General features: G+C 66.0%; 29 protein-coding genes. 16 read left to right on the top strand and 13 right to left on the bottom strand.

What is annotated here, in order from left to right:
* Positions 1-102 precede the first annotated feature (102 nt).
* A complete protein-coding gene (locus ACP7AR_RS05135) occupies positions 103-720 on the top strand; it encodes a TetR/AcrR family transcriptional regulator (RefSeq protein ID WP_426183429.1) in 618 nt (205 codons plus the stop codon).
* Between the two features lie 32 nt (positions 721-752).
* Here ACP7AR_RS05135 and ACP7AR_RS05130 read toward each other — a convergent pair whose 3' ends face one another.
* The 5 genes from ACP7AR_RS05130 to ACP7AR_RS05110 form a co-directional block, all read right to left on the bottom strand.
* Entirely contained in the window at positions 753-1,985 is a 1,233-nt protein-coding gene (locus ACP7AR_RS05130; RefSeq protein ID WP_426183427.1) for an MFS transporter, read from the bottom strand.
* On the bottom strand, positions 1,982-2,536 hold the full coding sequence (locus ACP7AR_RS05125; RefSeq protein ID WP_426183425.1) for an ArsR/SmtB family transcription factor: 555 nt from the start codon (positions 2,534-2,536) through the stop codon (positions 1,982-1,984). The genes ACP7AR_RS05130 and ACP7AR_RS05125 overlap by 4 nt, the downstream gene beginning before the upstream one ends.
* 59 nt (positions 2,537-2,595) lie before the next feature.
* Positions 2,596-3,657: a DUF4349 domain-containing protein gene (locus ACP7AR_RS05120; RefSeq protein ID WP_426183423.1), complete on the bottom strand. Its 1,062-nt coding sequence runs from the start codon at positions 3,655-3,657 to the stop codon at positions 2,596-2,598.
* Positions 3,654-4,232 carry an RNA polymerase sigma factor gene (locus tag ACP7AR_RS05115; protein ID WP_426183421.1) on the bottom strand — a complete coding sequence of 193 codons (579 nt, stop codon included), beginning with the start codon at positions 4,230-4,232 and terminating at the stop codon, positions 3,654-3,656. The genes ACP7AR_RS05120 and ACP7AR_RS05115 overlap by 4 nt, the downstream gene beginning before the upstream one ends.
* An 89-nt stretch (positions 4,233-4,321) precedes the next feature.
* Complete coding sequence (locus tag ACP7AR_RS05110; RefSeq protein ID WP_426187643.1) at positions 4,322-4,873, bottom strand: TIGR00645 family protein; 552 nt, start codon at positions 4,871-4,873, stop codon at positions 4,322-4,324.
* 197 nt (positions 4,874-5,070) lie between these two features.
* Between ACP7AR_RS05110 and ACP7AR_RS05105 the strand changes: the two genes are divergently transcribed.
* The 7 genes from ACP7AR_RS05105 (at position 5,071) to ACP7AR_RS05075 (ending at position 12,634) form a co-directional block, all read left to right on the top strand.
* On the top strand, positions 5,071-6,060 hold the full coding sequence (locus ACP7AR_RS05105) for a TerC/Alx family metal homeostasis membrane protein (RefSeq protein WP_426183419.1): 990 nt from the start codon (positions 5,071-5,073) through the stop codon (positions 6,058-6,060).
* Positions 6,061-6,234: 174 nt separating this feature from the next.
* Positions 6,235-7,710: a 3-isopropylmalate dehydratase large subunit gene (gene leuC, locus ACP7AR_RS05100; RefSeq protein WP_426183417.1), complete on the top strand. Its 1,476-nt coding sequence runs from the start codon at positions 6,235-6,237 to the stop codon at positions 7,708-7,710.
* A gap of 2 nt (positions 7,711-7,712) precedes the next feature.
* Positions 7,713-8,309 carry a 3-isopropylmalate dehydratase small subunit gene (gene leuD / locus ACP7AR_RS05095; protein WP_426183415.1) on the top strand — a complete coding sequence of 199 codons (597 nt, stop codon included), beginning with the start codon at positions 7,713-7,715 and terminating at the stop codon, positions 8,307-8,309.
* A 79-nt stretch (positions 8,310-8,388) separates the two neighbouring features.
* Complete coding sequence (gene murA, locus ACP7AR_RS05090; RefSeq protein ID WP_426183413.1) at positions 8,389-9,756, top strand: UDP-N-acetylglucosamine 1-carboxyvinyltransferase; 1,368 nt, start codon at positions 8,389-8,391, stop codon at positions 9,754-9,756.
* Between the two features lie 5 nt (positions 9,757-9,761).
* Positions 9,762-10,517, top strand: a complete 756-nt coding sequence (locus ACP7AR_RS05085) for a lysophospholipid acyltransferase family protein (protein WP_426183411.1) — start codon at positions 9,762-9,764, stop codon at positions 10,515-10,517.
* Entirely contained in the window at positions 10,507-11,640 is a 1,134-nt protein-coding gene (locus ACP7AR_RS05080) for an NAD(P)H-dependent glycerol-3-phosphate dehydrogenase (RefSeq protein WP_426183409.1), read from the top strand. The genes ACP7AR_RS05085 and ACP7AR_RS05080 overlap by 11 nt, the downstream gene beginning before the upstream one ends.
* Positions 11,546-12,634, top strand: coding sequence for a D-alanine--D-alanine ligase family protein (locus ACP7AR_RS05075; RefSeq protein WP_426183407.1), 1,089 nt, complete (start codon positions 11,546-11,548; stop codon positions 12,632-12,634). The genes ACP7AR_RS05080 and ACP7AR_RS05075 overlap by 95 nt, the downstream gene beginning before the upstream one ends.
* Before the next feature lie 3 nt (positions 12,635-12,637).
* Here ACP7AR_RS05075 and ACP7AR_RS05070 read toward each other — a convergent pair whose 3' ends face one another.
* A complete protein-coding gene (locus ACP7AR_RS05070; RefSeq protein ID WP_426183405.1) occupies positions 12,638-13,156 on the bottom strand; it encodes a DUF3515 family protein in 519 nt (172 codons plus the stop codon).
* A gap of 23 nt (positions 13,157-13,179) precedes the next feature.
* Here ACP7AR_RS05070 and thiL point away from each other — a divergent pair, with 23 nt between their 5' ends.
* Positions 13,180-14,175 carry a thiamine-phosphate kinase gene (gene thiL, locus ACP7AR_RS05065; RefSeq protein ID WP_426183403.1) on the top strand — a complete coding sequence of 332 codons (996 nt, stop codon included), beginning with the start codon at positions 13,180-13,182 and terminating at the stop codon, positions 14,173-14,175.
* Here thiL and rsmD read toward each other — a convergent pair.
* Positions 14,145-14,723 carry a 16S rRNA (guanine(966)-N(2))-methyltransferase RsmD gene (rsmD, locus tag ACP7AR_RS05060; protein ID WP_426183401.1) on the bottom strand — a complete coding sequence of 193 codons (579 nt, stop codon included), beginning with the start codon at positions 14,721-14,723 and terminating at the stop codon, positions 14,145-14,147. The two genes, thiL and rsmD, sit on opposite strands and share 31 nt — an antisense overlap.
* Positions 14,724-14,766: 43 nt before the next feature.
* Here rsmD and ACP7AR_RS05055 point away from each other — a divergent pair, with 43 nt between their 5' ends.
* From ACP7AR_RS05055 to mutM, 6 genes are all read left to right on the top strand, one after another.
* On the top strand, positions 14,767-16,947 hold the full coding sequence (locus ACP7AR_RS05055) for an ATP-dependent DNA helicase RecG (protein ID WP_426183399.1): 2,181 nt from the start codon (positions 14,767-14,769) through the stop codon (positions 16,945-16,947).
* Positions 16,948-16,974: 27 nt separating this feature from the next.
* The gene (gene coaD, locus ACP7AR_RS05050; protein ID WP_426183397.1) at positions 16,975-17,472 is read left to right on the top strand and encodes a pantetheine-phosphate adenylyltransferase; all 498 of its coding nucleotides are present in this window, start codon (positions 16,975-16,977) and stop codon (positions 17,470-17,472) included.
* Positions 17,473-17,579: 107 nt separating this feature from the next.
* Entirely contained in the window at positions 17,580-18,077 is a 498-nt protein-coding gene (locus ACP7AR_RS05045; protein ID WP_426187641.1) for a YceD family protein, read from the top strand.
* A 2-nt stretch (positions 18,078-18,079) separates the two neighbouring features.
* Positions 18,080-18,289, top strand: a complete 210-nt coding sequence (gene rpmF / locus ACP7AR_RS05040) for a 50S ribosomal protein L32 (protein WP_033104540.1) — start codon at positions 18,080-18,082, stop codon at positions 18,287-18,289.
* A 17-nt stretch (positions 18,290-18,306) separates the two neighbouring features.
* A complete protein-coding gene (gene rnc / locus ACP7AR_RS05035) occupies positions 18,307-18,999 on the top strand; it encodes a ribonuclease III (RefSeq protein ID WP_426183394.1) in 693 nt (230 codons plus the stop codon).
* A complete protein-coding gene (gene mutM, locus ACP7AR_RS05030) occupies positions 18,992-19,855 on the top strand; it encodes a bifunctional DNA-formamidopyrimidine glycosylase/DNA-(apurinic or apyrimidinic site) lyase (RefSeq protein WP_426183392.1) in 864 nt (287 codons plus the stop codon). The genes rnc and mutM overlap by 8 nt, the downstream gene beginning before the upstream one ends.
* Here the strand turns inward: mutM and ACP7AR_RS05025 are convergent.
* A complete protein-coding gene (locus tag ACP7AR_RS05025) occupies positions 19,806-20,651 on the bottom strand; it encodes a tyrosine-protein phosphatase (RefSeq protein ID WP_426183390.1) in 846 nt (281 codons plus the stop codon). The genes mutM and ACP7AR_RS05025 overlap by 50 nt on opposite strands.
* 81 nt (positions 20,652-20,732) lie before the next feature.
* On the opposite strand from ACP7AR_RS05025, the gene ACP7AR_RS05020 reads away from it, so the two are divergent.
* Positions 20,733-21,347, top strand: coding sequence for an HAD family hydrolase (locus tag ACP7AR_RS05020; protein WP_426183388.1), 615 nt, complete (start codon positions 20,733-20,735; stop codon positions 21,345-21,347).
* A 28-nt stretch (positions 21,348-21,375) separates the two neighbouring features.
* On the opposite strand, the gene ACP7AR_RS05015 is transcribed toward ACP7AR_RS05020, so the two are convergent.
* The 5 genes from ACP7AR_RS05015 to ACP7AR_RS04995 all read right to left on the bottom strand — a co-directional run bounded on the left by ACP7AR_RS05015 (position 21,376) and on the right by ACP7AR_RS04995 (position 26,456).
* Complete coding sequence (locus tag ACP7AR_RS05015; RefSeq protein ID WP_426183386.1) at positions 21,376-22,113, bottom strand: alpha/beta fold hydrolase; 738 nt, start codon at positions 22,111-22,113, stop codon at positions 21,376-21,378.
* 63 nt (positions 22,114-22,176) lie between these two features.
* Complete coding sequence (locus ACP7AR_RS05010) at positions 22,177-23,496, bottom strand: permease (RefSeq protein WP_426183384.1); 1,320 nt, start codon at positions 23,494-23,496, stop codon at positions 22,177-22,179.
* Positions 23,493-24,188, bottom strand: coding sequence for an ABC transporter ATP-binding protein (locus ACP7AR_RS05005; protein WP_426183382.1), 696 nt, complete (start codon positions 24,186-24,188; stop codon positions 23,493-23,495). The genes ACP7AR_RS05010 and ACP7AR_RS05005 overlap by 4 nt, the downstream gene beginning before the upstream one ends.
* Positions 24,189-24,294: 106 nt before the next feature.
* Positions 24,295-25,371, bottom strand: a complete 1,077-nt coding sequence (locus ACP7AR_RS05000) for a GNAT family N-acetyltransferase (protein ID WP_426183380.1) — start codon at positions 25,369-25,371, stop codon at positions 24,295-24,297.
* The gene (locus ACP7AR_RS04995) at positions 25,368-26,456 is read right to left on the bottom strand and encodes a GNAT family N-acetyltransferase (RefSeq protein ID WP_426183378.1); all 1,089 of its coding nucleotides are present in this window, start codon (positions 26,454-26,456) and stop codon (positions 25,368-25,370) included. Before ACP7AR_RS04995 ends, ACP7AR_RS05000 begins: the two co-directional genes overlap by 4 nt.
* Between the last annotated feature and the right edge of the window lie 18 nt (positions 26,457-26,474).

The raw sequence follows: 26,474 nt of genomic DNA, 5'->3' as shown, positions 1-26,474 counted from the left end.
CTGAGCGCTGAGCCAGGTAGGCTCGAGTAAGCGGAACGCTCTTCCGCAACTATACGGAACGTTGTTCCGTTTGTCACGCGAGAGAAGAAGAAGAGATTGAGCATGCCGACGCAGAACGACGCCGCACCCAGGCGAAAGCGCGCGGATGCTGTGCGCAACACGGAGTCAGTGCTCGAGGCTGCGAAGGCGGCGTTCGCCGAGTCCGGGGTCGACGCGCCGATGCGGGACATCGCTGCGCGGGCCGGTGTCGGAGTCGGCACGATCTACCGCAACTACCCGCTTCGCTCCGACTTGATCATCGCCGTGTTCCGTCGTGAGGTCGATGCGACGGCAGCCGAAGCGGGTCGCCTCGTCGCGGAGTGCCCGCCACCTGAGGCTTTGCGCCTATGGGCCGCGAGATTCGCCGGTTTCGTCGCCACGAAGCGTGGCTTCGCGACTGCCCTGCACTCCGGCGACCCCGCGTATCAATCGCTGCCGGACTACTTCGTCGGCACGCTCGCGCCGATGGTTCAAAGCATCCTTGATGCCGGTGCGCGGGAGGGCAGCATCCGCGCCGACGTCCGGGCGGAGGATCTCATTCACGCGCTCAGTCGACTCGCCCCCGCTCACTCGAGCGATGCAGCGGACCCGGCGACTCGGATGACACAGGTGCTGCTCGACGGGCTGCTGACCTCGCGCCCCGACGCTCCGCCGTCATCGAACAGCCCCGCATCGGCGTGATGCTTGTCGGCGTGACCGGTGTCGAATCCAGGTCAGCTCCGAAGCGACATCTCCCGAAGCTGACGGTTGCGCAGCGGGAACCACATCATGAGCATGAGCGCGCCTCCGAAGACGACGAACGGCACCCATGTCGAGGTCACGGACGCCAGGGCACCGAAGGCCGCCATCGCCACGGGCATGAACACGTCGTCACCCAGCCGGGTGATCGAACTCATGCGTCCGAGATACGCGGTATCGATCGTGGCGGCGAACGTCGCGCCCAGCAGCACGGAGGCGATCCCGGCAGTCACACCGATGACGAAGCATCCGATCGCGGCCGACCATGCGGGTCCCACGCCGATCAGGACGATCCCGGCGCCCTGCACCACCAGCGCCCAGAACCCGCCGCGCGCCTCGTATCTCGGACGCCAGCGCGCCACTGAGATGGCGCCGAGCGCTGCGCCGAGACCTATCAGCGCCTCGAACAGCCCCACTGCCTGTGCACCCCAGCCCTCGTCGTGGGCGCGCAGCGCGATCCCGATTCCCGTGGCCGGGCCCACGGCGAGATTCAGTCCGGACAGGGCGATGACCAGAGTTCGCGTGGTCGGGGCATCCCGCAGATGCGCGAAACCGCGCTGGATGCCCCGCAGAGCGGACTCGCGTGCTGCTCGAGCCAGAGCGAAGCGCGGACGAAGGAAGATCGCGATGAACGCGATCACCAGAGTGAATGTCAACGCGTTGAGTGACGCGCTCCCGCTCAGTCCCGCGTAGGCGACGAGGAAGCCGCCCAGCGCCGCGCCTCCCATCGTGCCGAGCCGTGTGGCGGTCTGCATCACCGCGCTGTACGACGGCAGGTCCGCGGTGCGCACCAGCTGTCTGCCGATCGTGGCGGCCGACGGCTCGTAGAATGCGTCGCAGACGCCGAATGCGATGGCCGCGAGCAGCAGCACGAGCACCGAGGGCGGCGTCGCCAGCACCCACGATGCCACGAAAACCAGCACCCCCACTCGCAGCGCGTTGAAGACGATCATGACGTGGCGGGCGTTGGCGCGATCGGCGAGCACACCGCCGAACAGCAGGATCACCGCGCGTGGAATCGTTCCGGCGGCGACGATCACGCCCGCGATCGCCGGAGAGGTGATCTGCACCGCGGTCCACGCGAGCGCGATCGTCCAGATCGCGTCCCCGGCATCCGACATTGCCTTGACGACGATCCAAGCGTGGACCGAGATGTCCCGCGAGAAGCGAGGAGGCTCTCGCAGCAGGGTGGGCTCGACGATGCTCATGGCGTCGTCGGGAATCCGTGTGCGAAGACGAAGACAGGCCGGCGCACTGCGTCGTCACCCGTGTCGATACCGGCACGCCAGGCATCGAGCGTGTCGCGAAGAGCCTCGGAGAGTGCCGTGAGCTCTTCCGCCGTCGCCCAGGTCAACGTGTCGGTGCTGAAGGCTGCGCGTGACCACTCGGGATCCGGTCGCTGCGGCTTGCTCCTGTGCCAGGCTTTCAGCCGGTCCAGCTGTGTGGCGATGTTGACGCGCTCGGCCTCGCGCGCCAGCAGTGCGTCGGAAGGCGAGTCCCCGAAATCTTCGGCCGACCAGGTGAAGCTGCGGCGCGCGGGCTTCCACCAGCTCGTGCGCTTGTCGGAGTTCGGGGCATCGGCGCGCTCCACGACTCCTGCGCGCTCCAGCATCCGCAGATGATGGCTGATGCTGCCCACCTGCTGGTCGAGCGCGCGAGCCAGCGTCGTCACCTGGCTCGCGCCGTACAGACCCAGATAGTCGACTATTCGCCGGCGTACCGGGTGGTGCACAGCGGTGATGGCTTGGATCTCTTCCATGCCGTCAACGCTACGAGCGGTCGACGATCTTCACAAGACTTCTTGTATACCCCGGAAAATCACGGATTCTGCTGGGGCTTGGGCACGCGGCGTCTGCGACGGACCAACCAGATGACCAGTACGACGGCACCGGCGATCACGAGCCAGGGGAGGAGGAAGCCGACGGTGACCACCAGCGCGTTCACGGACACGATGAGGCCGTTCCATCCGGCGAGGAGCCCGGATGCGAAGCCACCAGGTTCTGGGGTGGTCGCCGCGGTCTCCGGGGTGAGCTGAACCTGCAGCGACGACATGGCGACCCGATCTTCGAGCGCGGCGAGTTGCTGCTCGTACGACTCGAGCTGGGCTTGTCGATCGGTCAGAGCGATCTCCGCCTCGATCAGCTCGGACACGCTGCCCGACTGCGACATGAGCTCCGTGAGACGCGCGACGGACGCGCGCGTCGCCTCCACTCGTGCCCGAAGGTCGATCGCCGTCGACGTGACGTCCTGCTGGGACAGCGACGACGAGACCACGACGCCGGTGTCGCCGAGTTCGTCGATGACATCGGTGAGATCTGCGGAGGGCACCCGGATGCTGATCCAGCCGTAGTCGCCCACAGGCGGTGCCGGGAGGCTCGAATCCGCGGCCTCTGGCTCCGCGGAGACATCCGTGCTCTCGACGAACCCGCCGTGCGCCTCCGCGAGCGCGGAGATCGTATCGACGGCCGAGGTGATGTCGACCACACGGACCGTCGCGTGCGCGGTCACGATGATCTCGCGGTCAGCGCTGTCGGCCTCCGTGCCCGCGACCGCGGACGACGAAGCATCCGTGCTCTCCTCAACCGCCATATCACTGCCGGAGGAGTCCGCCACGCCGACGATGCTTCCGCCGCCGTCGGTGGTGGAGAATCCCACGGTGTTCAACAGCGGCGGTGTGATGAGCACGCCGGCGACGAACGCGGCGGCGATGGAGATGCCCGTCAGCCAGCCGCGCCGTCTGCCCTTCTTGCGGGCGGGAACCTGCGCGAGGGTCCGTTCGCGTGCGATGTCCTCGAACACCGCCCGTTCGATGCGCTCGATGCTCGTCTGAGACAGCTCGGGCAGCTCGGCTGTGGAGCCGGTGGGGGTCTGATCGTTCATGCGTCTCTCACTTCTTCCTCGACAGCGCTCCGCAACTGCGTGCGCACCCGCGAGAGACGGTTTCGAACGACTCCGTGGCTGATCCCGAGTTCATCGGCCGCGGCCTGATAGGCGTGCCCCTCGGCCGCGCACAGTCGGAAGATCTCTTGATCGAGCGCGCTCAACGTGCCGATCTCCGCGGTGATCCGCTCGGCCAGCGCCGTCGAGATGACCTGTTCCTCGACGCTCACCGTGTCTGCGAGCTCGTCGTCTGCGGCCTCCGTCGTGTGCGCCTGATCGCGGCGTCGCTGACGAAGGCGGTTCGCCGCCTGAAAACGGCAGATCGTCGCCAACCACGGAAGGATCGATGAGCCCACGAGTTGCAGACCAGGAAGCTTGCGCCACGCGACGACGAATGTCTCCTGAGTCACATCCTCGGCGTCGACGGCGGATCCGAGGATGCCGTGAGCGATCCAGTAGACGGGGCGGACATGCGCACGGTAGAGCGCCCGGAAGGCACTCTCATCACCCGATGCGGCCCGTGCCGCCCAGTCCTGGTCCTGGGACCGCTCTTGGTCTTCGACGAGTTCAGACATCCTGCTCCGTTCGGTGTCTCTCATCTCAGAAATGTCTGGAGATGCCCAATCGTCTCAGATCGGTCCCGAACGGCGTCGATCACCGCTCCTCAGTGCGGCTGCTCGTGCGCGGCGGCGAGAGTCTGCTGCGACATCCGATCTATCCGCGCGAGTGCGAGCGCGGACACGATGAACACCATGTGGATCACCACCTGCCAGAGCACTCCGGTCGGCGTGTAGACCGCGTCCACTTCGTCCGACCGGACGCCGTCCTCGTCCATGCTCCCGACAGCGATGAAGGTCTTGAGCAGATGGATCGAGGAGATGCCGATGATCGCCATCGCGAGCTTGACCTTCAGCACGTTCGCGTTGACGTGCGAGAGCCACTCCGGCTGATCCGGGTGACCGTCGGTGTTGATCCGGGAGACGAAGGTCTCGTACCCGCCGATGATCACCATGATGAGCAGGTTGGCGATCATGACGACATCGATCAGCCCCAGCACGCTGAGCATGATCGTCGCCTCGTTGATGTGGGTGATGCCGCCGATCACATCATCGACGATGAGGTGGTACAGCTCCACCATGAAGACGACGACGTAGACGATCTGGGCGATGATGAGTCCGATGTACAGGGGAGCCTGCAACCAACGACTGACGAAGATCAGTGGGCGGATTCACGTCGACTATTTCACCACGTCTCAAAAGCTCCGGTAGCATCGATTCAGCGAGAGGGAGTATCCCGAGTTCACGCGATCGTCATCACGAGCATCGACAGTGCTGCTCCGGGCGCGTGACGCACTCAGTGCGGGGGAGAGACTTTCGGCCCTTTTCCGACCCTCTCGAAAGGTGCTGAGCACCCTTGAACATCCCTGTCTGGTTCGAGATCACGTCACTCGTGGTCCTGACCGTCATCCTCATCGCCGACCTGCTGCTCATCCTGAAGCGCCCGCACATTCCCTCGACGAAGGAATCCAGCCTCTGGGTCGCGTTCTACGTCACGCTCGCTCTGATCTTCGCCGCCGTGCTGTTCTTCATCGGCGATGCGAAGACCTCGCTGGACTTCCTCACCGGTTGGGCGATGGAGTACAGCCTGTCCATCGACAACCTGTTCGTGTTCGTCCTGATCATGACGCAGTTCTCCGTGCCGCGCCGCTATCAGCAGGAGGCACTGATGGTGGGAATCATCATCGCGCTGATCCTGCGAGCGGTGTTCATCCTCATCGTCGGTGCAGCGGTCGAGCATCTCAGCCCGATCTTCTACCTCTTCGGCGCATTCCTGGTCTTCACCGCGATCCGCCAGGCTATGCCGGACAAGCATGAGGAGGACGAGCAGACCGAGAACTTCATCATCCGGATGCTGCGCCGCGGGATCGACATCAGCGACGACTACGACGGATCGAAGATCCGGACGGTCGTCAACGGCAAGAAGATGTGGACGCCGATGCTCATCGTGTTCGTCTCGCTCGGCGTGACAGACCTGATGTTCGCCGTCGATTCGATCCCCGCGATCTTCGGTGTCACCCAGGACCCGTTCATCGTGTTCACCGCGAACCTGTTCGCGCTCATGGGCCTGCGCCAGCTCTACTTCCTGCTCGGTGATCTGCTCGAGAAGCTCAGGTACCTCCACTACGGCGTCGCCTTCATCCTCGGCTTCATCGGCGTGAAGCTCATCCTGCACGCGATGCACGAGAACGAGCTGCCGTTCATCAACGGCGGCCATCCCATCGAGTGGGCACCGGACATCAACAACTGGGTGTCTCTCGGCGTGATCTTCGCATCGATGGCCGTGGCCACCGTGGCGAGCCTGATCGCGTCGTCGCGCGAGAAGCGCGCGGCACTGAGCGAGTGAGGGTGCCGTCGTAACGTCGTTACGGCGGCGAGCCGACCACCCGTCGCTGCGGTGTAAACTGACCGGCATGCGGCGGGTGTTCCTTCTCCTTAGAAGCCGCGACGAGACCTCGATCTAGGCCTTTCTCGTCGCGGAGTCCAGTGTGGCCGACCACCGACTTCTGGAGACACCGACATGAACTCAGCTGCCACCACTGCTTCTTCGCGTCCTCGCACGCTCGCCGAGAAGGTCTGGGATGACCATCTCGTCGTCAGGGGCGAGAACGGCGAACCGGATCTCATCTACATCGACCTGCATCTCGTGCACGAGGTGACGAGTCCGCAGGCGTTCGACGGACTGCGCGCGGAGAGTCGGCCGCTGCGCAGGGTCGACCTGACGATCGCGACCGAGGACCACAACACGCCGACGCTCGAGATCGACAAGCCGATCGCGGATCTCACCAGCCGCACGCAGATCGAGACGCTGCGGCGCAACGCCGAGGAATTCGGTGTGCGCATCCACTCCCTCGGCGACGCCGAGCAGGGCATCGTGCACGTGGTCGGCCCGCAACTGGGTCTCACCATGCCCGGAATCACGGTCGTGTGCGGTGACTCCCACACCTCGACGCACGGTGCATTCGGCGCGATGGCGTTCGGTATCGGCACGAGCGAGGTCGAGCACGTCATGGCGACTCAGACGCTGCCGCTCAAGCCCTTCAAGACCATGGCCATCACGGTCGAGGGTGAACTCAAGCCCGGCGTGAGCGCGAAGGACATCATCCTCGCCGTGATCGCGAAGATCGGCACCGGCGGTGGGCAGGGCTACGTGCTCGAGTTCCGCGGGAGTGCCATCCGCGCCCTCTCGATGGAGGGGCGCATGACGATCTGCAACATGTCGATCGAGGCCGGTGCACGCGCGGGGATGGTCGCACCGGACGAGACCACCTTCGCCTACGTCAAGGACAAGCCGCACGCACCGCAGGGCAAGGACTGGGACGACGCCGTCGCGTACTGGCGCACACTGCCCACCGACGACGGCGCTGCCTTCGATGCAGAGGTCCTCCTTGATGCGAACGAACTCGAGCCGTTCGTGACATGGGGCACCAATCCGGGACAGGGCAGCTCGCTCTCCTCGTCGGTGCCGGATCCGGCCGACATCGCGGACGCGAACGAGCGTGTCGCGGCGGAGCGTGCACTGCAGTATATGGATCTCACTCCGGGAACTCCTCTCAAGGAGGTGCCGGTGGACGCCGTCTTCATGGGGTCCTGCACGAACAGTCGCATCGAGGATCTCCGGGCTTTCGCATCGGTCATCAAAGGTCGCAAGAAGGCGGATGGCGTGCGCGTCATGGTGGTCCCAGGATCCGCACGAGTGCGACTGGAAGCTGAGGCGGAGGGCATTGACCAGATCGTCAAGGACTTCGGCGCGGAGTGGCGTTTCGCCGGCTGTTCGATGTGTCTGGGAATGAATCCGGATCAGCTGGCGCCGGGGGAGCGGTGCGCGTCCACGTCGAACCGCAACTTCGAGGGACGCCAGGGCAAGGGCGGCCGAACCCACCTCGTCTCGCCGCTCGTCGCGGCGGCGACCGCCGTACGCGGCACGCTGTCGAGCCCGAGCGACCTGGACACTTCGACAGGCTCAGCGGCCGAGTTCGATCGAGTAGGAGCCTGATCATGGAGAAGTTCACCACCCACACCGGTATCGTGGCTCCCCTGAAGCGCTCGAACGTCGACACGGACCAGATCATCCCCGCCGTGTTCCTGAAACGGGTCACGAAGACCGGTTTCGAGGACGCCCTCTTTCACGCCTGGCGGCAGGATCCCGAGTTCGTCCTCAACCAGCCGGCCTTCCAGGGCGCATCTGTCCTGGTCACCGGACCGGATTTCGGAACAGGCTCCAGTCGCGAGCACGCGGTCTGGGCCCTCCGGGACTTCGGCTTCGCTGTGGTCCTGAGCACGCGTTTCGGTGACATCTTCCGCGGCAACTCCGGCAAGCAGGGGCTGCTCGCAGCGACTGTCTCAGAATCGGATCTCGAGAAGATCTGGGCCGAGATCGACGCGAATCCAGGGGCGGAGATCACCGTCGACCTCGAGGCGCGCACCGCCACTATCGGCGACCTCCGAGCCGCCATCGAGATCGACGATTACACTAGATGGCGGCTCCTTGAAGGGCTCGATGACATCGGGCTCACGCTGCGCAACGAGGACAAGATCGCGCAGTTCGAGGCCCGCCGCGAGTCGTGGCGGCCACGTACGCTCCCTGTCCGTTGACATCGAGCACACCGTGAGCCTGGGGCATCCGCCCCAGCGGCAGACGCCGCGTCCAAGACCATGAAGTGAGGCTCCTCGAATGACGACAACCGTGCGCGCTGACCTTCCGGAGGGAGTTCCCGCTTTGACCGGAGATGTGCTGGCTATCCGAGGTGGAAGGCCGCTGCGCGGCCGCGTCGATGTGAAGGGAGCCAAGAACCTCGCCACGAAGGCGATGGTGGCATCCCTCCTCGGCGAGGACACCAGCATCCTGCGCGACGTGCCCGGCATCAGCGATGTCGCCGTCGTGCGATCGCTGCTCGAAGTGCACGGCGTGCGCGTGAGCGAGGGCGACGAGGTCGGCTCGCTGGTGCTCGATCCCAGCGATGTGGAATCCGCGCACATGGAGGAGATCGACGCCCACGCAGGTGCGTCCCGCATCCCGATCCTGTTCTGCGGTCCACTGCTGCATCGTCTGGGTCAGGCGTTCATCCCCGACCTCGGCGGCTGCCGCATCGGGGACCGCCCGATCGACTTCCACCTCGATGCCCTTCGCAAGTTCGGTGCGATCGTCGAGAAGCTTCCGAGCGGCATCCGCCTGTCGACCCAGGGCGGACGGCTGCACGGTGCGAACATCCACCTTCCGTACCCGAGCGTGGGCGCGACAGAGCAGGTGCTGCTGACCGCCGTGCGTGCCGAGGGCACCACAGAGCTGCGCAACGCGGCCATCGAGCCGGAGATCATGGATCTCATCGCGGTGCTGCAGAAGATGGGCGCCATCATCTCCTACGAGCCCAACCGGGTGATCCTCATCGAGGGTGTGGAGACGCTGCGGGGTTACGATCACCGCTCGATCTTCGACCGCAACGAGGCCGCATCCTGGGCATCGGCCGCTCTCGCGACCGACGGAGAGATCTTCGTCGGAGGGGCGAAGCAGCAGGAGATGCTCACCTTCCTCAACGTCTTCCGCAAGGCCGGCGGCTGGTTCGACGTGAAGGAGGACGGCATCCTCTTCCGTCGCGGCGGCGAGCTGAAGCCCGTGGTCGTCGAGACCGACGTGCACCCCGGCTTCATGACGGACTGGCAGCAGCCCCTGGTCGTCGCATTGACGCAGGCCAAGGGACGATCGGTCGTGCACGAGACCGTGTATGAGAACCGGATGGGCTTCACCGATGCGCTCGTGAAGATGGGCGCCGACATCGTCGTGCACCCGCACGGTCTGCAGGCCGGTCCGCGTCGCGTTCCGCGCCGTGAGCTGGAGCAGGCAGCGGTGATCACCGGATCGACTCCGCTGCACGCCGCTGACATCGTGGTTCCGGATCTGCGTGGCGGCTACAGCCACGTGATCGCCGCTCTGACCGCAGAGGGCGAGTCGAAGGTGTCAGGCGTCGACATTCTCAGCCGCGGCTACGAGAAGTTCCTCGCGAAGCTCGACGCCCTCGGCGCCGACTTCGACGTCGTCCGGTGACAGCGATGGGCTCCCGGTCATCCGAGAAGTCCCGCCCGAGCCCGTTCTGGCCGCTCGCGGCGATCGTCGTACCCGCGGTCGGATACCTCGCGAAGATCGAGATCCAGAACAAGGAGAAGCTGCCGGCCAAGGGCGCGTTCGTCCTCGCCCCCAACCACTATTCCGAGTTCGACCCGCTCATCGTGGCCGCCGCCGTGTGGCGGCTCGGACGAGCGCCGCGCTTCATGGCGAAGGAGAGTCTGTTCCGCGTGCCGGTTCTCGGCTGGCTGATGCGCAAGACCGGGATGGTGCCGGTCGCTAGGGCGACCTCTGCCGCGGCGGCGAAGCAGACCATCGAGCAGTCACGGGCTCTCGTGCAGAACGAGCGCGGTGTGATCGTGTATCCCGAGGGAACGCTCACACGCGATCCGGATCTGTGGCCGATGCGCGGAAAATCCGGCGCGGTGCGTCTGGCTCTGGCCGGTGACATCCCGCTCATCCCTGTGGCGCAGTGGGGGACGCAGCATGTCATGGGCAGGTATCAGAAGGGGCTGAGCCTCTGGCCGCCGCGCAAGCGCGTACAGGTGCTGTTCGGCGATCCTGTCGACATCTCCGACCTGACCGGTCGTGCCGGTGAGCAGGCGGCGCTGACCGAGGCTACCAATCGACTGATGAACGCGATCACCGCACTGCTCGAGGAGCTCCGCGGAGAGAAGGCGCCGGCGACTCGCTGGAACCCAACCGAGCACGGCCAGAGGGAGACGGGACGTCTTGACTCGTAAGAATCCCGCGCCCGTCGGGCCGCGTGTCACCGTCATCGGCTCCGGGAGCTGGGGGACCACGTTCGGCAAGATTCTCGCAGACGGCGGCGCCCAGGTGACCATGTGGGCTCGCAGGCCGGAGCAGGCGCTCGAGATATCCGAGGGCAAGCGCAACTCGAAGTACCTTCCCGGCGTCAATCTGCCCCGGACCATGACGGCCACGCATGAGCTGTCGACGGCCCTTGACGGTGCGGAACAGGTCTATCTGTCGGTGCCGAGCCAGTCGCTGCGCGAGAATCTCAAGGCACTGCGTCCGCTGCTCTCGGACCGCGAGCTGCCGGTCATCAGCCTGATGAAGGGCGTCGAACGATCCAGCGGCCTTCGGATGAGCCAGGTGATCGAACAGGAGCTTCGCTGCGACCCGATGCAGATCGCTGTCGCATCGGGACCCAATCTCGCTCTTGAGATCGCGCGTGAGCAGCCCACAGCGGCAGTGATCGCCTCCCTCAGCCAGGAGACGGCGGAGACCGTCGCACGCGCAGCTCGCAACTCCTATTTCCGCACGTTCGTGAACACGGATGTGATCGGCACGGAATTCGGTGGCGTGCTGAAGAACCTGATCGCCGTCGCGATCGGCATCGTCGACGGTGTGGGCTACGGCGAGAACACCAAGGCATCGATCATCACGCGAGGTCTGGTCGAGATGACGGACTTCGCCGTGGCGAACGGTGCTCAGCCGGAGACCCTGCAAGGCCTCGCAGGTCTCGGCGACCTGATCGCCACCTGCCAGTCGCCGCTCAGCCGCAACAACACGGCGGGGCGGCTCCTCGGCCAGGGATACAGCTATCAGGACGTCGTGAAGCAGATGAACCAGACAGCGGAGGGACTGGCGTCAGTCGCGCCGATCCTGCAGCTCGCCCGAGAATCCGACGTGCACATGCCCATCGTCGAGCAGGTGAAGATGGTGCTGGACGGGGCGATGAATCCCCGTGACATCGCACCGCACCTGACAACAGACGACGACACTCCCCAGGAGGAGAGAACCAATCATGGACAAGCAGACGGTGGTGGTGCTCTTCGGCGGGCGTTCCAGCGAGCATTCCATCAGCTCCGCGACGGCGGGCGGAGTGCTGCGCGCGATTGATCGCGAGCGTTACGACGTGATCCCGGTGGGGATCACGCGCGAGGGCGCTTTCGTCCTCGAGGAGGATCGCCCTGACAAGTTCGCGCTGGATGCCGCGCACCTCCCCACGGTCGTGGACAACGGCACCCGCGTGCTGTGGCCGCAGCCCGGTGGCGACCGGACCCTGCGAGTGACCCAGGCCGACGGGTCGGTCACCGGCCTCGGTGAGGTCGACGTCGTGCTGCCGCTGCTGCACGGGCTGCATGGTGAAGACGGAGCGATCCAGGGCTTCTTCGATGTGCTCGACGTGCCATATGCCGGGTGCGGGATCCTCGACTCGGCGATATGCCTGGACAAGCATTTCACCAAGCTCGCTCTGTCGGCGGCCGGTATCGCCGTATCGCCCGGAATCACGGTCCGCCGATCTGAGTGGGCGAGCGACGCGCCGCGGCTTCGCGACGAGATCTCTGCTCTCGGCTCCGTGGTGTTCGTCAAGCCTGCGAGCGCCGGATCGAGCGTGGGCGTATCGCGAGTCGTCGACGGCGACGGACTGGATGAGGCGATGCACGTCGCCTTCGCAGAGGACGAGAAGGTGCTCGTCGAGTCGAAGATCGACGGCCGAGAGATCGAAGTCGGCGTTCTCGCCGGTCGTGACGGCGGCACCGCTCGCGCGTCGCTTCCGGGCGAGGTCGTTCTCACGTCGCGCAGCTTCTACGATTTCGAGGGCAAGTACCTCGGCGGTGACGGTGTCGACATCGTATGCCCGGCAGACCTCGACGACGACCTCATCGAACGGTTGCGCGAGGCCGCCGTGCGCGCGTTCGAAGCCGTCGACGGCAAGGGACTGGCGAGAGTGGACTTCTTCGTCACCGCTGATGGCGCGCTCGTCGTCAATGAGCTCAACACGATGCCGGGATTCACACCGATCTCGATGTTCCCGAAGTGCTGGGTCGCCTCGGGGCTGAGTTACAGCGATCTCATCACCGAGCTCGTCGAAGTCGGCCTGCAACGCTGACGCTCAGCCGAGATCGAGGAGCTCCTGCGCGTCCTCGTCGAGCTCATCCGGCGACGTGCACTTGCCGTCGGCCGGGATCGCGGTGATGGCGCCGACCAGAGCGCGAGTGCTGATCACATCGTTCGAGCTGACGGCGCCCGTGTCGATGTACAGCTGAACAGCTGGGTCCCGACCGTACGTCGTCAACCGCAGGAACGGCGTCTCGGACGCGTCCACGAGCCAATCCACGCCCTCGAACGTCACGCACTGCAGCTCGCTCGTCGGTGCGGGGACGGCGACGCCGCAGCGCAGGATGATCGCTGAGGATGCGCCGGAGTCGCCCCACGCGCCCGTCGACTGCGCGTCCGTCCAACGGCGATCCTTGTCGGCGATGCTCCCGACGTTCTGGAGACCGACGGAGACCTCGGCGCACAGCGGGTTGTTCGCGTCCTCTGCCGGTTCGAGATGCACGGTGGTCGAGCATCCGCCGAGCAGAGCCGTTCCGAGCAGGATGACGGCGGTGATGGCAAGACGACGCGACATGATTCCAGGCTACCTTTGACACCATGCCCTCCCGTTCAGCCGACGATGACCCGCGCCTGGGCGACGTGTCAGAAGGCACCATCCTGCAGGCCATCCTCGCTCGCACCGGTCATGGTTCGCACACGATCCTCGGACCGGGCGATGATGCCGCGGTGATCGCGGCACCATCGGGTTCGGTCGTCGCCACGACGGACACCCTGGTGCACGGCCCGGACTTCAGACTGGCGTGGTCCAGCGGCTACGACCTCGGATGGAAGTCGGCGGCCGTGAACCTGGCCGATATCGCGGCGATGGGTGCGCGCCCGACCGCACTGCTCGTGGCGCTGGCCGTGCCGCGCGATCTCCGACTGTCGTTCATCGAACAGCTCGCCGACGGGTTCCGGGAGGCATGCGAGGCGCTGGCACCCGGCTGCGCGGTCGTCGGGGGAGACCTGACTGTCTCAGACGTGCTGACGATCGCCGTGACAGCCCTCGGCGATCTGGAGGGGCGGGCCGCCGTGACGAGGTCCGGTGCTCGTCAGGGCGACGTCGTCGCCGTCGCCGGTGAGCTCGGGCATGCCGCACACGGGCTCGCCGTGCTCTTCGGCCGGTTCCGCGACGGTGACGCACCGGTGGCGATCGACCCCGCTCGACTCGAGAGCGGCGAACGCGCGGCTCTGTCCGCGCAACTGCGCCCTGCGCCGCCGATCGGTCTGGGAGTGATGGCATCCGTGGCAGGTGCGACGGCGATGATGGACATCTCGGACGGTCTCGCTCTTGATGCCGGACGTCTTGCCACCGCATCCGATGTCACACTGGACCTCTCCAAGGCCGCACTCGGCGGCAGTCCGGAACGGGCGCTTGCCGGCGGCGAGGACCATGCGCTGCTCGCCACGTTCCCTGCCGACGTGCTGCCACCAGGCTTCCGCGTGATCGGCGCGGTGCGCGAACGCGGCGAGCACGGCGTGCTGGTCGACGGAGCGCCGGTGTCGATCGAGGGCTGGGATCCCTACCGCGACTGGGATTCGGCAGCCGGCTGAGCCCACCAGATCGCAGTGTCGCCGTAGGACTTCTCGCGGAAGACCTCGAGACCAGCCGCCGCCACATCGGGCGGGGTCGACCTGCGCGCTCGCTCGATGACGACCACCGCGTCCTTTGACAGCAACGGAGCAAGCGCGATCAGGTCGGCATTCATCGACCGGTCGTCGAGGTCGTACGGCGGGTCGGTGAAGACCAGATCGTACGGGCCGGTCGCCCGCTTGAGGAACGCGATGACCGCGCTCTCATGCACGCGTGCGGTGGGGCCGCTCAGGGTTCGGGTGATCGAGGCGACGTTGCGACGGACGACTGCCGCTGCGGAACGCGAACGTTCGACCAGCTCAAGGCTCGAGGCCCCACGGCTCAGAGCCTCGAGACCGAGCGCGCCTGACCCGGCGTACAGGTCGAGCACGCGGGCCTCGGCGATGGCGTCCAATGACTCCAGCGCCCCGAAAAGGGACTCGCGCACGCGATCGCTGGTGGGACGGGTCCCGCTGCCTGGCACCTCCAGACGCTGTCCACGAGCGTGTCCGGCGATGATCCTCGTCACCCGAACAGCCTAGGCTGTCTGCGGCGTTCTCTAGACTTCAGACATGGTCTTCTCCCTCGACACGAGTCTCGCCGAGGCGATCGGCCCGGCTTCGGCGAAGAAGGTCGAGCGAGCATTCGGCATGACGACGGTCGGAGAGATGCTGGGGCACTATCCCCGCCGCTACGCGGATCCGGCGGAACTCACCCCCATCCGCGATCTGCCGGTCGGAGAGACGGTCACGATCGTCGCCGAGGTGCTCTCCTCGTCTGCGCGCGCGATGCGCAACCGCAACGGGGCCATGACCGACGTGATCATCGGAGATGAGCACGGTCGAGTCTCACTGACGTTCTTCGCGAAGAACATCCAACAGGCGCAGTGGCGCGCGAACGAGATGCGTCCGGGCCGGCGTGGAGTGTTCTCCGGCAAGGTCGGGATGTACAACGAGACCACCCAGTTCGCTCATCCGCAGGTCGAGCTCTTCGACGACGAGGAGAGCGCACAGGCGCGGGCTGACGACCGTGCGCATCGACCGATCCCGATCTATCCGGCGACCTCAGCGGTGTCGAGTCAGCAGTTCCGCGAACTCGTGGAGAGGGTTCTGCCCGACGTCGGCGACGTGCCCGACCCGCTGCCGGATGAGATCCGGGTGCGTGAAGGGCTGCTCGATGCCCGCACTGCACTGGTTCAGCTGCACCGGCCGCAGGCGCGCAACGACGTGGACCCTGCCGTTCGCACCCTTCGCATGCACGAGGCGCTCGTTCTGCAGACCGCGCTGTTGCAGCAGCGCGCCGCTGTGCGGGCGCTCAACGCCACGCCGCGCCCGGCGAAGCCCGGCGGACTGCTCGAACGCTTCGACGCGGCGCTGGCCTACACCCTCACGGCCGATCAGGAGACTGTCGGAGCGCAGATCGCGAGCGACCTCACGGGAGCATGGCCGATGAACCGGCTCGTGCAGGGGGAGGTCGGCTCGGGGAAGACCCTCGTCGCGCTGCGGGCCATGCTGCAGGTCGCGGAGTCCGGTGGGCAGGCCGCGCTGATCGCTCCCACAGAGGTGCTCGCATCCCAGCACCTGCGGTCCATCACGAAGATGCTCGGGCCCGATCTCGCGCCTCTGCTCATGCCGACGCTGCTGACCGGGCAGATGTCTGCTCCCGCACGACGTAAAGCCGCGCTGAGGGTTGCGGCCGGTCAAGCGCTCATAGTGGTCGGCACGCACGCCCTGCTGGGCGAGAAGACGACCTTCGCCGACCTCGGCCTCGTCGTCGTGGACGAGCAGCACCGTTTCGGCGTCGAGCAGCGAGAAGCGCTGCGCGCGAAGGGCTCGAGCCCGCACGCCCTCGTGCTCACGGCGACTCCGATTCCCCGCACAGTGGCGATGACCGTGTTCGGAGACCTCGACACATCCGTCATCCGCACCATGCCCGCCGGAAGAGCAGGCATCGAGTCATTCGTCGCGCCGTTGGCCGAGCATCCGGACTGGTTCCGCCGCGTGTGGGACCGAGCAGCAGAGGAGATCGCGCAGAAGCGCCAGGTGTTCGCCGTGTGCGCGGCGATCGACACGACGAAGAAGACGGCCGGTGAGGAAGACGAGGCCGCGCTCGTCCCGGCAGAGGAAGGAGCGTCCGGTCCGCGCTGGGGCGTCGTGCAACTCGACACCGCGCTGCAGACCCATCCGACCGTCGGCGCGCTCCGGCGTGCTGTGCTGCATGGGAAGATGCCGTCGGAGACGAAGGATGCTGTGATGCAGGCCTTCGCGCGAGGAGAGATCGACCTTCTGATCGCGACGACCGTCATCGAGGTCGGCGTCGACGTGCCGAATGCCTCGACGATGATCGTGCTCGATGCTGACCGGTTCGGCGTCTCACAGTTGCACCAGTTGCGCGGCCGAGTCGGTCGTGGTGATGTGCCAGGACTCTGCCTGCTCGTCACCGAAGCGGAGGTCGGCTCGCTGGCGCGCGAGCGCGTCGAGGCGGTGGCTGCCACTCTCGATGGTTTCGCCCTCGCCGAGGTCGATCTCGAGCTGCGCGGCGAAGGCGACGTGCTCGGCTCGACCCAGTCCGGCGTGCGTTCATCTCTGAAACTGCTGCGTGTCGTGAAGGACTCGAAACTGATCGCTAGAGCGCGCGAGCTCGCCGAGGGCATTCTCGAGGGCGACCCCCAGCTGGCGGCGCACGCAGGCCTTCGCGAGGTCATCGCCCGCCGCGTCACGGAAGACGACCGCGCCGCTCTCGCGAAGAACTGAGTTCACTGTGTGTCATAGGCTGGTCCCATGAGCAGCCGGATCGCCGTCGTCCCTGGTTCATTCGACCCGCCGACCCTCGGTCACCTGGATGTGATCCGTCGGGCGGCGAAGCTGTACGACGAACTGCACGTGCTGGTCGTGCACAACCCGGGTAAAGAGGCGATGCTGCCGATCGCTCAGCGCCTCTCGCTGCTGGAGCAGTCCATCGCGGAGGACGGCATGGGGGACAACATCGTCATCGGGTCGTGGAGCATGGGTCTGCTGGTCGATTACGCCCGCGATGTCGGTGCCGGCGTGCTCGTGAAGGGCATCCGGTCTCAGATCGACGTCGCATACGAGTCGCCGATGGCGATCGTCAACCGTCACCTCGCGGACATCGAGACAGTGTTCCTGCTGCCGGATCCGTCGCACGCTATGGTCTCGAGTTCGCTCGTTCGTCAGGTCGCCGGTCTGGGCGGTGACATCACGCCGTTCGTACCTCGCGCTGTGGCCGCCTTCCTCGACACCGGCGCCCGAGGCCTGTGACGTTCGGCCCCGTTCCCAGCATCCCCGGGTAGCATGAAAGCGTGAAGACCCGACTCAACGGCCCATTCGTGGTGCCCGTGCGCGACATCGTCCGACGCCCCGGCGAGATGCGGGAGCACCAGTTCTCCGTCACTCTGAAAGAGCAGTGGGGTGAGGGCATCGTCTCCTACGAAGCAGGCTCTGAGCTCGACGTCGAGGTGCGCCTCGAGTCGGTCCACGAGGGCATTCTCGCCTCAGGAACAGTGGATGCCGAGTACAAGGGCGTCTGCGGAAGATGCCTGAAAGACATCGCCGAGCCTGTCGAAGTCGAGTTCCAGGAGCTTTTCGCGTATCCTGGTGATGAAGAAACTGACTTCGAGGTTCAAGACGACCACGTGGATCTTGAAACTCTTGTCAGGGAAGCGGCCGTATTGTCGCTTCCATTTCAGCCGGTGTGTCAGCCGGATTGCCCGGGGCTGGACCCGATAACGGGTGAGCGACTGACCGAAAGCACCGGAGCGGAGCCGGACGCTCCCATCGATCCTCGATGGAGTGCGCTCCAACAGATCACAGACCAGGGGAGTGCGGCACACAGCCGCGGTCCCGAGAACACAGAAGAGAGTTAGCCATGGCCGGTAACCCCCCGAAGCGCAAGGTATCCCGTTCCAACACCCGCTCGCGTCGCGCGCAGTGGAAAGCAGCGCCCATCGCGCTCGTCAAGACCGTTGAGAACGGTAAGACCGTCTACAGCCGCCCGCACCAGGCGAAGGTCGTCACCGACTCGCAGGGCACCGAGCTGTTCATGGAGTACAAGGGCCGCAAGGTCGCTGACGTCTGAACCACGGTCTCGCGATCGTGACAGAGGTCCCAGGGGGGACGGCACCTCTCGCCGAGAAGCTCAGGGTCGACATCGACCCTGAGCTGCTTGCGTTGGCGCTCACCCACCGCTCGTACGCTTACGAGCACGGGGCCATCCCGCACAACGAGCGACTCGAGTTCCTCGGTGACTCGGTGCTCGGGCAGGCTGTGACGGTCATGCTGTTCACGACCCACCCTGGACTCGATGAAGGACAGCTCGCCAAACGGCGTGCGAGTGTCGTCTCCACGGTCGCCCTCGCAGAGGTCGCTCGTGGCATCGGACTGGGCGAGCATCTTCTGCTCGGACGCGGTGAAGAGCAGACCGGTGGGCGTGACAAGGACTCGATCCTGGCTGACACCATGGAGGCCGTCTTCGGCGCCACGTATCTCTCCGCCGGTCCTGAGGCTGCGACCGAGCTCGTGCTGCGGTTGACGAAGCCGCTGCTGGCCGATCCTGAGCGCTACGGAGCCGCGATGGACCCCAAGACCAGCTTGCAGGAGCTCGCCGCACGACTGGGCTCTACACCGCCGAGTTACTCCGTGACGTCGAGCGGACCCGATCACGATCGCCGATTCACCGCCACGGTGAACGTGGGCGATGTGAGCATGACCGGCGACGGCACGAGCAAGAAGACGGCCGAGATGGCCGCAGCGCTCAGCGCATGGCGCTTCCTCAGCGAGAGTGCCTGAGCTCCCCGAAGTCGAGGTCGTACGAGCCGGCCTCGCACCGGCCGTCATCGGCGCGACGATCGTCAGCGCCTCTGTATTCGACGAACGAGCACTCACACGTCATCCCGCAGGGGCGGTCGACTTCGTCGCGAGAGTGGAAGGCGCCCTCGTCTCGGGTGCGTCACGCCGGGGAAAATTCCTGTGGCTGCCGCTTTCCGGTGGCGCGGCGGCATTGACCGCACACCTCGGGATGAGTGGGCAGCTTCTGCTGCGTGCTCCGGACGCACCGCCCGAGCGCCACGAGCGGATCCGCCTCGCCGTCCAGCATCCGCGGCATGGCGAACTCGCCGTCGTGTTCGCCGATCAGCGCACATTCGGTTCACTCGCTGTCGACACACTCGTCTCCGACGGGAAGGACCTGATCCCTTCGCAGGTGCAGCACATCGCCAGAGATCCGCTCGACCCCGGCTTCGACGATGCCGTGTTCATCGCAGCCGTGCGGCGCCGCGCGAGTGCGATCAAGCGCATTCTCCTCGATCAGACGCTGCTCAGCGGTGTCGGCAACATCTACGCGGACGAGGCGCTGTGGGCCGCCCGCATCCATCCGGAGTCCCTGGGTCGCGCGCTGTCAGCCCAGGCCGTGCGCCGGCTTCTCTCAGAGGTGCGTCTGGTGCTGGAGAAGGCGCTGGCCGAAGGCGGAACGAGCTTCGACGCGCAGTACGTCAATGTCAACGGTCAGGCCGGCTACTTCGCCCACTCGCTCAACGCCTACGGCAGAGGCGGGCAGCCATGCCCGCGATGCGGAGGTCCGATCGTCCGCGAGGCCTTCATGAACCGCTCGAGCCACTACTGCCCGAGGTGTCAGCGGCGGCGATGACCAGTGCCTGCCGCAACTGCTGACCTTCGTCGTCGGAGAGTCCACCGCTCTTGAGATAGGCGAGTGCGCTGCCATGCGCACGCTCGATCCAGTCCAGCGCAGCGTTGATCGCGCTCTCCGGCGACAGGGTCGCGAGTGTCTCCAGCTGCGGAGTGAGGGGAATGCCGAGAGCGGTGATGAGTCCGGTCAGGTGCTCTGCGAACGGTCCGGCGAGATTCTCCTGAGTCTGCGCGTAGTCCGCGACGATGTGAGGTCGCGAGACACCGGCCGTCAGGAGCAGCAGGGCTGCCGCCAGTCCGGTGCGGTCCTTTCCCGCCGTGCAGTGGAAGAGCACGCCGGGTCGGTCGGAGTCCGCCGCCTCGATCACCGCACGTGCGAGTGCGGCGAACTGCGCAGGGCTGCTCTCGAGTATCGCGATGTAGAGATCTTCGAGGGTGGGGACTTGGTCCGCCATCTCGGAGATCTGCGCTGCGGTCAGCGCCACGGGTGCGGTGTCGGACGGCAGAAGCTTCTGCATCATCTCGTCCATGGCACCTCCCTGAATCGGAAGCGGCAGCAGACGGACGCTGCCGTCGGCAGGGAGGACGTCTGCCGCACGCCCGCGTTCACCCTCTGTGCGAAGGTCGACGACGGTTCCGATCCTGAGCTCGGCCAGCCGGCGCAGTCCTTGTTCGGTGAGTCCGGCCAGCGAATCGGAGCGGAAGAGCACCGGGGCGATGGTGCCTCCGGTCTCGGTCACGATACCTCCGAGTCCACGGGCATTGAAGGTGACGGGGATGTGTACGGCGGAGGTCATGGGTCCCTTTCCCGGAATCGAGATCATCCTAACCAACGGTGCCGGCGCAGAATGGACACGCCCACGAGGTAGCGTGAACGGGTGAAGTGGATCCTCTACGACATCGGCGGTGTCATCGAGCTCGTCGACGATCATTCCTGGCCCACAGAGCTGCGGGGAAGGTGGTCCCGCAGATTCGGGTTGCTGCCCGCGGAGTACGACGCACGACTCGCTGCGGCTGACCTGCCTGACACCACGGTCAACGTGGGCGTCGCGGAACGGTACTGGCAGGGCGTCGCCGATGCGTTGAACCTCTCTGATGCGGACGTCGAGGCGATGCGCGGCGAGCTGTGGGATGCGTACTGCGGTGAGGAGAACACGGAACTGCTCGAGCACGCACGATCACTGCGCGGCCGATGCGGCCTGGCGATCCTCTCGAACTCGGGTGACGGGGCGCGAGAAGAGGAGGAGCGACGCTTCGGCCTGTCCGAGATCTTCGCCCCCATCTGCTACAGCCACGAGCAGGGCGTGCTCAAGCCCGACGCCCGTGCGTTCGAGCAGGCGCTCGACCGGATGGGTGTCCCTGCCGGAGACGTGCTGTTCATCGATGACAACTCGCCGAACGTGCACGCGGCTCAGGCACTCGGCATCCGCGCCGTCTTGCATCATGACAACGCCGTGACCATCGATGCGATCGAGCGATTTCTGGCGGAGTGAGGATATGGCCTGACCGGCCGGCCAGACGTCAGCGGTCGACGTCCACCATTGCGAGGATGATCTCGACCAGTACTTCGGGGTGAGTGAAGGGGATGTCGTGTGCAGCGCCGGTCACGACGAGAAGTCGGCTGTTGCGTGACGTCTCGTGAATCAACTGCGCGGACTCCCGCATGAGCATGCGCTCCTTGTCGCCCACCACGACGCGTGTCTCGCCGTTGAACTCCCGCAACGCGCCCGGCAGCCTGAAGCCGATGTTCTCACTCACACTGGCGAGCAGCGTGGTTCGCGAGATCTCACGGCTGTCGCGCAGATACTCGTTCATCAGCCTTTCAGGCACGCTGAGCTGCGTGGCCTGCAGCCGGGCGAACCATTCGAGTCGCGCGAGTGGATACGCGCGACTCAGCAGCCACAACGTCATTCCTCGCAGCGGCGCCGGTTTCGCCTCTCCGCTCACGACGATCGTATGGCGGACCAGCTCAGGCTGTTCGGCGGCGAGCTGAAGAGCGAGTTGCGCGCCGAGGGAGAATCCGACGACCAGAACGCCTTGTGGAGCGTTCTCTCGGATGAGCGCGACGAGCTCGGCGATCGTGGTGTCGTGAGATTCATACTCCGACGACTGGCTCTCACCATGTCCAGGCAGATCGGGAACGATCGTACGGATACCTCCCGGCAGTCCGTCGAGCACTGGTCGCCACATCCAGCCGGAGACGCCGCCGCCGTGCAAGAACAGGACGGCCGTGCCTTGTCCGGAAATGTCGGTGTACATCAACGCCAGCATATGGGCTGTCGGCGTCATCCCCGCTGTCCGTGGCTATCGTCTCCTGCGTGCTCAGGCGGGCTGGAACGCCCTGCGCAGCAACGGTCGGGTCACGCGGACGCCCAGCCAGACGAGTGCGATTCCCAACGCGACCACTGCGGCGATCGTTGCGAGTGACAACGGTGCGATGACCACCGCCATGCCCACCAGCGGGAACACCAGCACGGCAGCGCACAGGGCGGAGCCCAGCGCGGTGAACAGAAGCGGTGACATGACGGCACGAGTTCGTGCGGCATCGACGGTCTCGAGCGGGACCCCGAGGAAATGCAGGCTGCGATGCAGCTCGCGCTGATCCAGGATGCTTGATGCTTGGTTCACTCCGATCGAGACGGCGACGATCAGGAATGAGGCGACGAGGGTGATGATCAAGCCGGTGCGGATGTCTGCTGCGAGCATCAGATTCTCGTCCGATTCCGATGCGCTCATGGTGCTCATCACCGCGACGGCCGTGCCCGCGAAGACCGCCATGAAGCTCGCCATCGCGATGCCGCTGACCTGACGCCATGCGGCCTTGGGCGAGTCGAGCACGAATCGCGCGGAGAGGAGTCGCCCAGGCTTGTCCGCCCGGCGAAGCCCTCGCTTCGCGTGCAGCTTCAAGGCCCACGGGCCGACGAGGTTCAGCACTGCCAGTGCCACGGCGAACATTCCCGCGAGAACCGTGATCGTCACGACGAGTCCCGCCGTACCGGGGAACACCTGAACGAACCCGAATGCGCCGACGATGACCAGCACGGCGAGCACTGCCCGCACCCAGTGCACGCGCGGTACAGCGGTGCGCATCCGCACGCCGAGCGGTGAGATGACGACCTGACGGAGGCCGACGGCGGCGCTGATACCGGCGAGCACGATGACGCCGCCGATGACCGCCAGGACGCTGAGCGGAGGCAGCAGGATCGATCCGGCTCCGAGGATCTCACCGCGGAACGAGATGAGACCGATCAGCGGCACAAGTGCCAGGTACCCGAGCACGCCGACGAGGGCTCCGACGGCGGCGACCCCTGTCGACTCGAGCACTGTCGCGCCCGTGACGCCAGCAGGGGACACCCCCAACAGTCTCAGCGTCGACAGGCGCTCGTCACGCCTTCTCGCCGAGAGCCGAGCGGCCGCGCCGCCGAGGGTGGCCAGAGGAACGACCAGAAGCACGAGCGCCATAGCGGCCAGCGACTGGTAGAGCCCCGCATCCGTGTCTGTCCAACTCCAGAACTTCTGCGCGCCGCCGATCACGGTGAGAACCAACGTCGTGACCATGGCGAAAGCGATCGCAGGCAGGGCGAGCACACCTCCCTGTCCGGGGGCGGGTCGCAGGAGCAGGGCGAGCACGCGGGCGTTCATGCGGACACCCCGGTGCTCACTACGTGACCATCGCGCACGTGCACGGTGCGAGAGCAGCGTGCGGCGACTTCGCTGTCGTGGGTGACGACGAGGAGAGTTCGGCCCTGACCGGTCGTCGACCACAGCAGCGCATCCATCACCTCACCCGACGTCTGCGAGTCCAATGCGCCGGTCGGCTCATCCGCGAACACCAGCTCGGCGCCAGTGACCTGTGCGCGAGCGATGGCGACGCGCTGCGCCTGACCGCCGGAGAGTTCTCCGATGCGGCGCTCCTCCATACCCGCCAGCCCGAGTGACGCCATCCATCCTGCCGAGTGTTCGAGCGCGACACGACGGGACGTGCCGTTGATCATGAGTGCGAGTGCGATGTTCTCGACGGCGGTGAGCTCGGGGATGAGCAGTCCCTGTTGGAAGACGAATCCGAACGATTCCCGACGCAGCCGTGACCGTTCGCGTTCGTTCTTCGTGGTGATGTCGACAGGAGTGCCCGCAGCGGATGTGTAGAGCACGCTGCCGGTGTCTGGCGCGGTGATGCCGGCCAGCACGTGCAGGAGCGTCGTCTTTCCTGAGCCGGAGGCGCCCATGATGGCCACGGATTCACCGCGCCCGACGATCAGGTCGACGCCGGCCAGAGCGGCGGTGGTGCCGAACGTCTTGGTCAGCGACTGGGCATGGAGGACGGGTGTGTTCATACCTCCAGCCTCGCTGTCGGCATCCGCTGTGTCGTCGGTCTGCAGACGGAAGCCGCCCGGGCGAAGATACACCGCGAGGATGATCTTCGCCCGAACGGGCTGTCGTTCAGTCGAGCTTCTTCTGCCAACCACCCGCGTACGAAGCCGGGACGAACCCGATGGCCTCATTGATGTCGAGCATCGGACGGTTCTCCTCGGCGTTGAACGTCGACACCTTGGGCGATCCAGGAGCGATATCGCGCCAACGCAGCAGGTTCGCGCACTTCACGATCGTGCCCAGTCGTCTCCCACGGTGCTCCTTCACGACGAGGGTGCCGAACTGGTGGGTCACACCCGACCGGTCGGCGCCGATCACCAGCTCGTTGAATGCCACGAGTCTTCCGGTGGGTGAATGCTCGACGGCTGTTACCGAGAGCATCTGCCCGCCGTCGGCGATGTTCCGATCGTGGCGGACGACGCGATCCGCATCCCACACCTCCTCGTCGATGTCGAGATCGCCGCTCGGGACGTCTGTCGCCATACGTGAGATCACGTCGGCGTACCCCGCGCGCAGATGTTCCGGTGTCGGCAACGTCCACGACACGACGCGGTAGTCGTCTCCGGCGAATGCGATGGCCGCGCGCAACTTCTCCGCCACCATCGTCAGCGGTCGATCCAGCGGAAGCACGCTGTTGCGCTCCACCTGCTCCAGTACATATCCGTGCGCGATCAGGAGCTCGCTGAGTGGCGTGGTGCTCACGCGCCCCCAGCCCGTGGTCGGCGTCAGCATCCGACCGTTCGAGGCGGCGGGATGCAGCGTCCACGACTGCACGCTCGAGCGCCCGAGCTCTCGCGCTGTCTGCTCGACCCGTTCGAGCAGGGCCTGTTCTACTCCGTCTCCCCAGTGCGCAGGCGTGACCATGACGCCGGTGTCCGCAGACGTCGCTCGTTCGTCGTTGGCGGTGGACAGATACGCAGCGCCGACGATCTCTCCGTGTCTGCGGGCGATGAATCCGCGCTGGCTCCGATCGGTCTGGTCGCGCCACGAGGGGAGGAGCTCCTCGGCTGTCTCCGAGAGGTCGTCGATGCCGGCGTCCAGTTCGGCCTGCCGGTTGCCGATCGTCACCATTGCGTGGAACTCTGCGGCCTCCGCTGAGTCCAGGCGCTCGGGCACCACGAGGTCGGTGATGATGATCTCGCTCATTCCAGTTCCTTCTTCCACGCGCCCTCGTAGGCGATAGGGGCGAATCCGATCGCCTCGTTGATGTCGAGCATGGGCCGGTTCTCTTCCGCGTTGTACGTGATCACGGACGGTGAGTCGGGGTGCTGCTCGCGCCAGGTGAGCAGACCTGCGGTCTTCACCAGCATTCCGAGGCGGCTGCCACGGTGAGACGAGAGCACCAGGGTGTCTTCCTGGTGCGAGGTCGATGCGGCGTCTGCGCCGATCGAGAGCTCGTTGTAGGCGCAGAGTTCCCCGGATTCGATGTGCTGCGCGGCTGTCACGAGCACGGTGTTCCCCCGCTGGAGGTAGCGTTCGTCATGGCGAGCCACCCGCTCGGCGTCCCACCGCTCCGCCGGCATCTCGAGGTTCGCGTCCGGGACGTCTGTCGACATGTGCTGCTTCATCCACGCATATCCGTCGACGTGCTCGACGGGCGTCGGCAGCGCCCACTGGACGACGCTGTAGCCTGCGGCGCGGTGTTCGGCGTCGGAGCGCAGATTGCGGATGCGCTGCACCAGAGAGTCCGACCAGGTGAGGGTGCTGACACGTTCGACCTGCTCCAGCGCGAAGCCGTGTCGTAGGAGGAATCGCGCGGCGTGGTCGCGGGGGACAGCACCGAATCCGGTCGGCGAGGGCAGTTCGTCCTCACCGCCGTCGAGATGCTCGTTCCACACCAGCATGCGTTGCACGCCCGATTCACGCGCTTCGTGCTCGACGTGTGCGAGCGCGAGGGAGCCGATGCCCCTGCCCCAGACCCGCCGCAGCAGGTTCACAGTGACGAAGGCGGTCCTGCCGGCATCGTCTGCCAGCGTGTTCAGTACGGCGATGCCAACCATCTCGTCGCCCTCGAGTATGTACCACTGCCGTCGTCGCATGTCCTGGTTGGAGAACAACGTCGGCAGCAGCGACTCGGGCGTCAGATCCTCGTCGGTGCGGCCGGTTGTCTCGCGCAGCGAGAGATTGCGAACCTCGGCGTATTCACGAACGACGGCAGACGGCGCTGCGTCCGCCCGTGCGGGAAGCACGAGCGGATGCAGCGTCGCGGTGTCGGTCAGTGTGATCTTCATTTCAGTCCTCCTGGGCGG

It is taken from the genome of Microbacterium sp. TWP3-1-2b2 (genome assembly GCF_049896145.1).
Lineage (GTDB): Bacteria > Actinomycetota > Actinomycetes > Actinomycetales > Microbacteriaceae > Microbacterium.
Note: the sequence above shows the minus strand (reverse complement) of the source record. Positions and strands in the feature narration are given on the sequence as shown.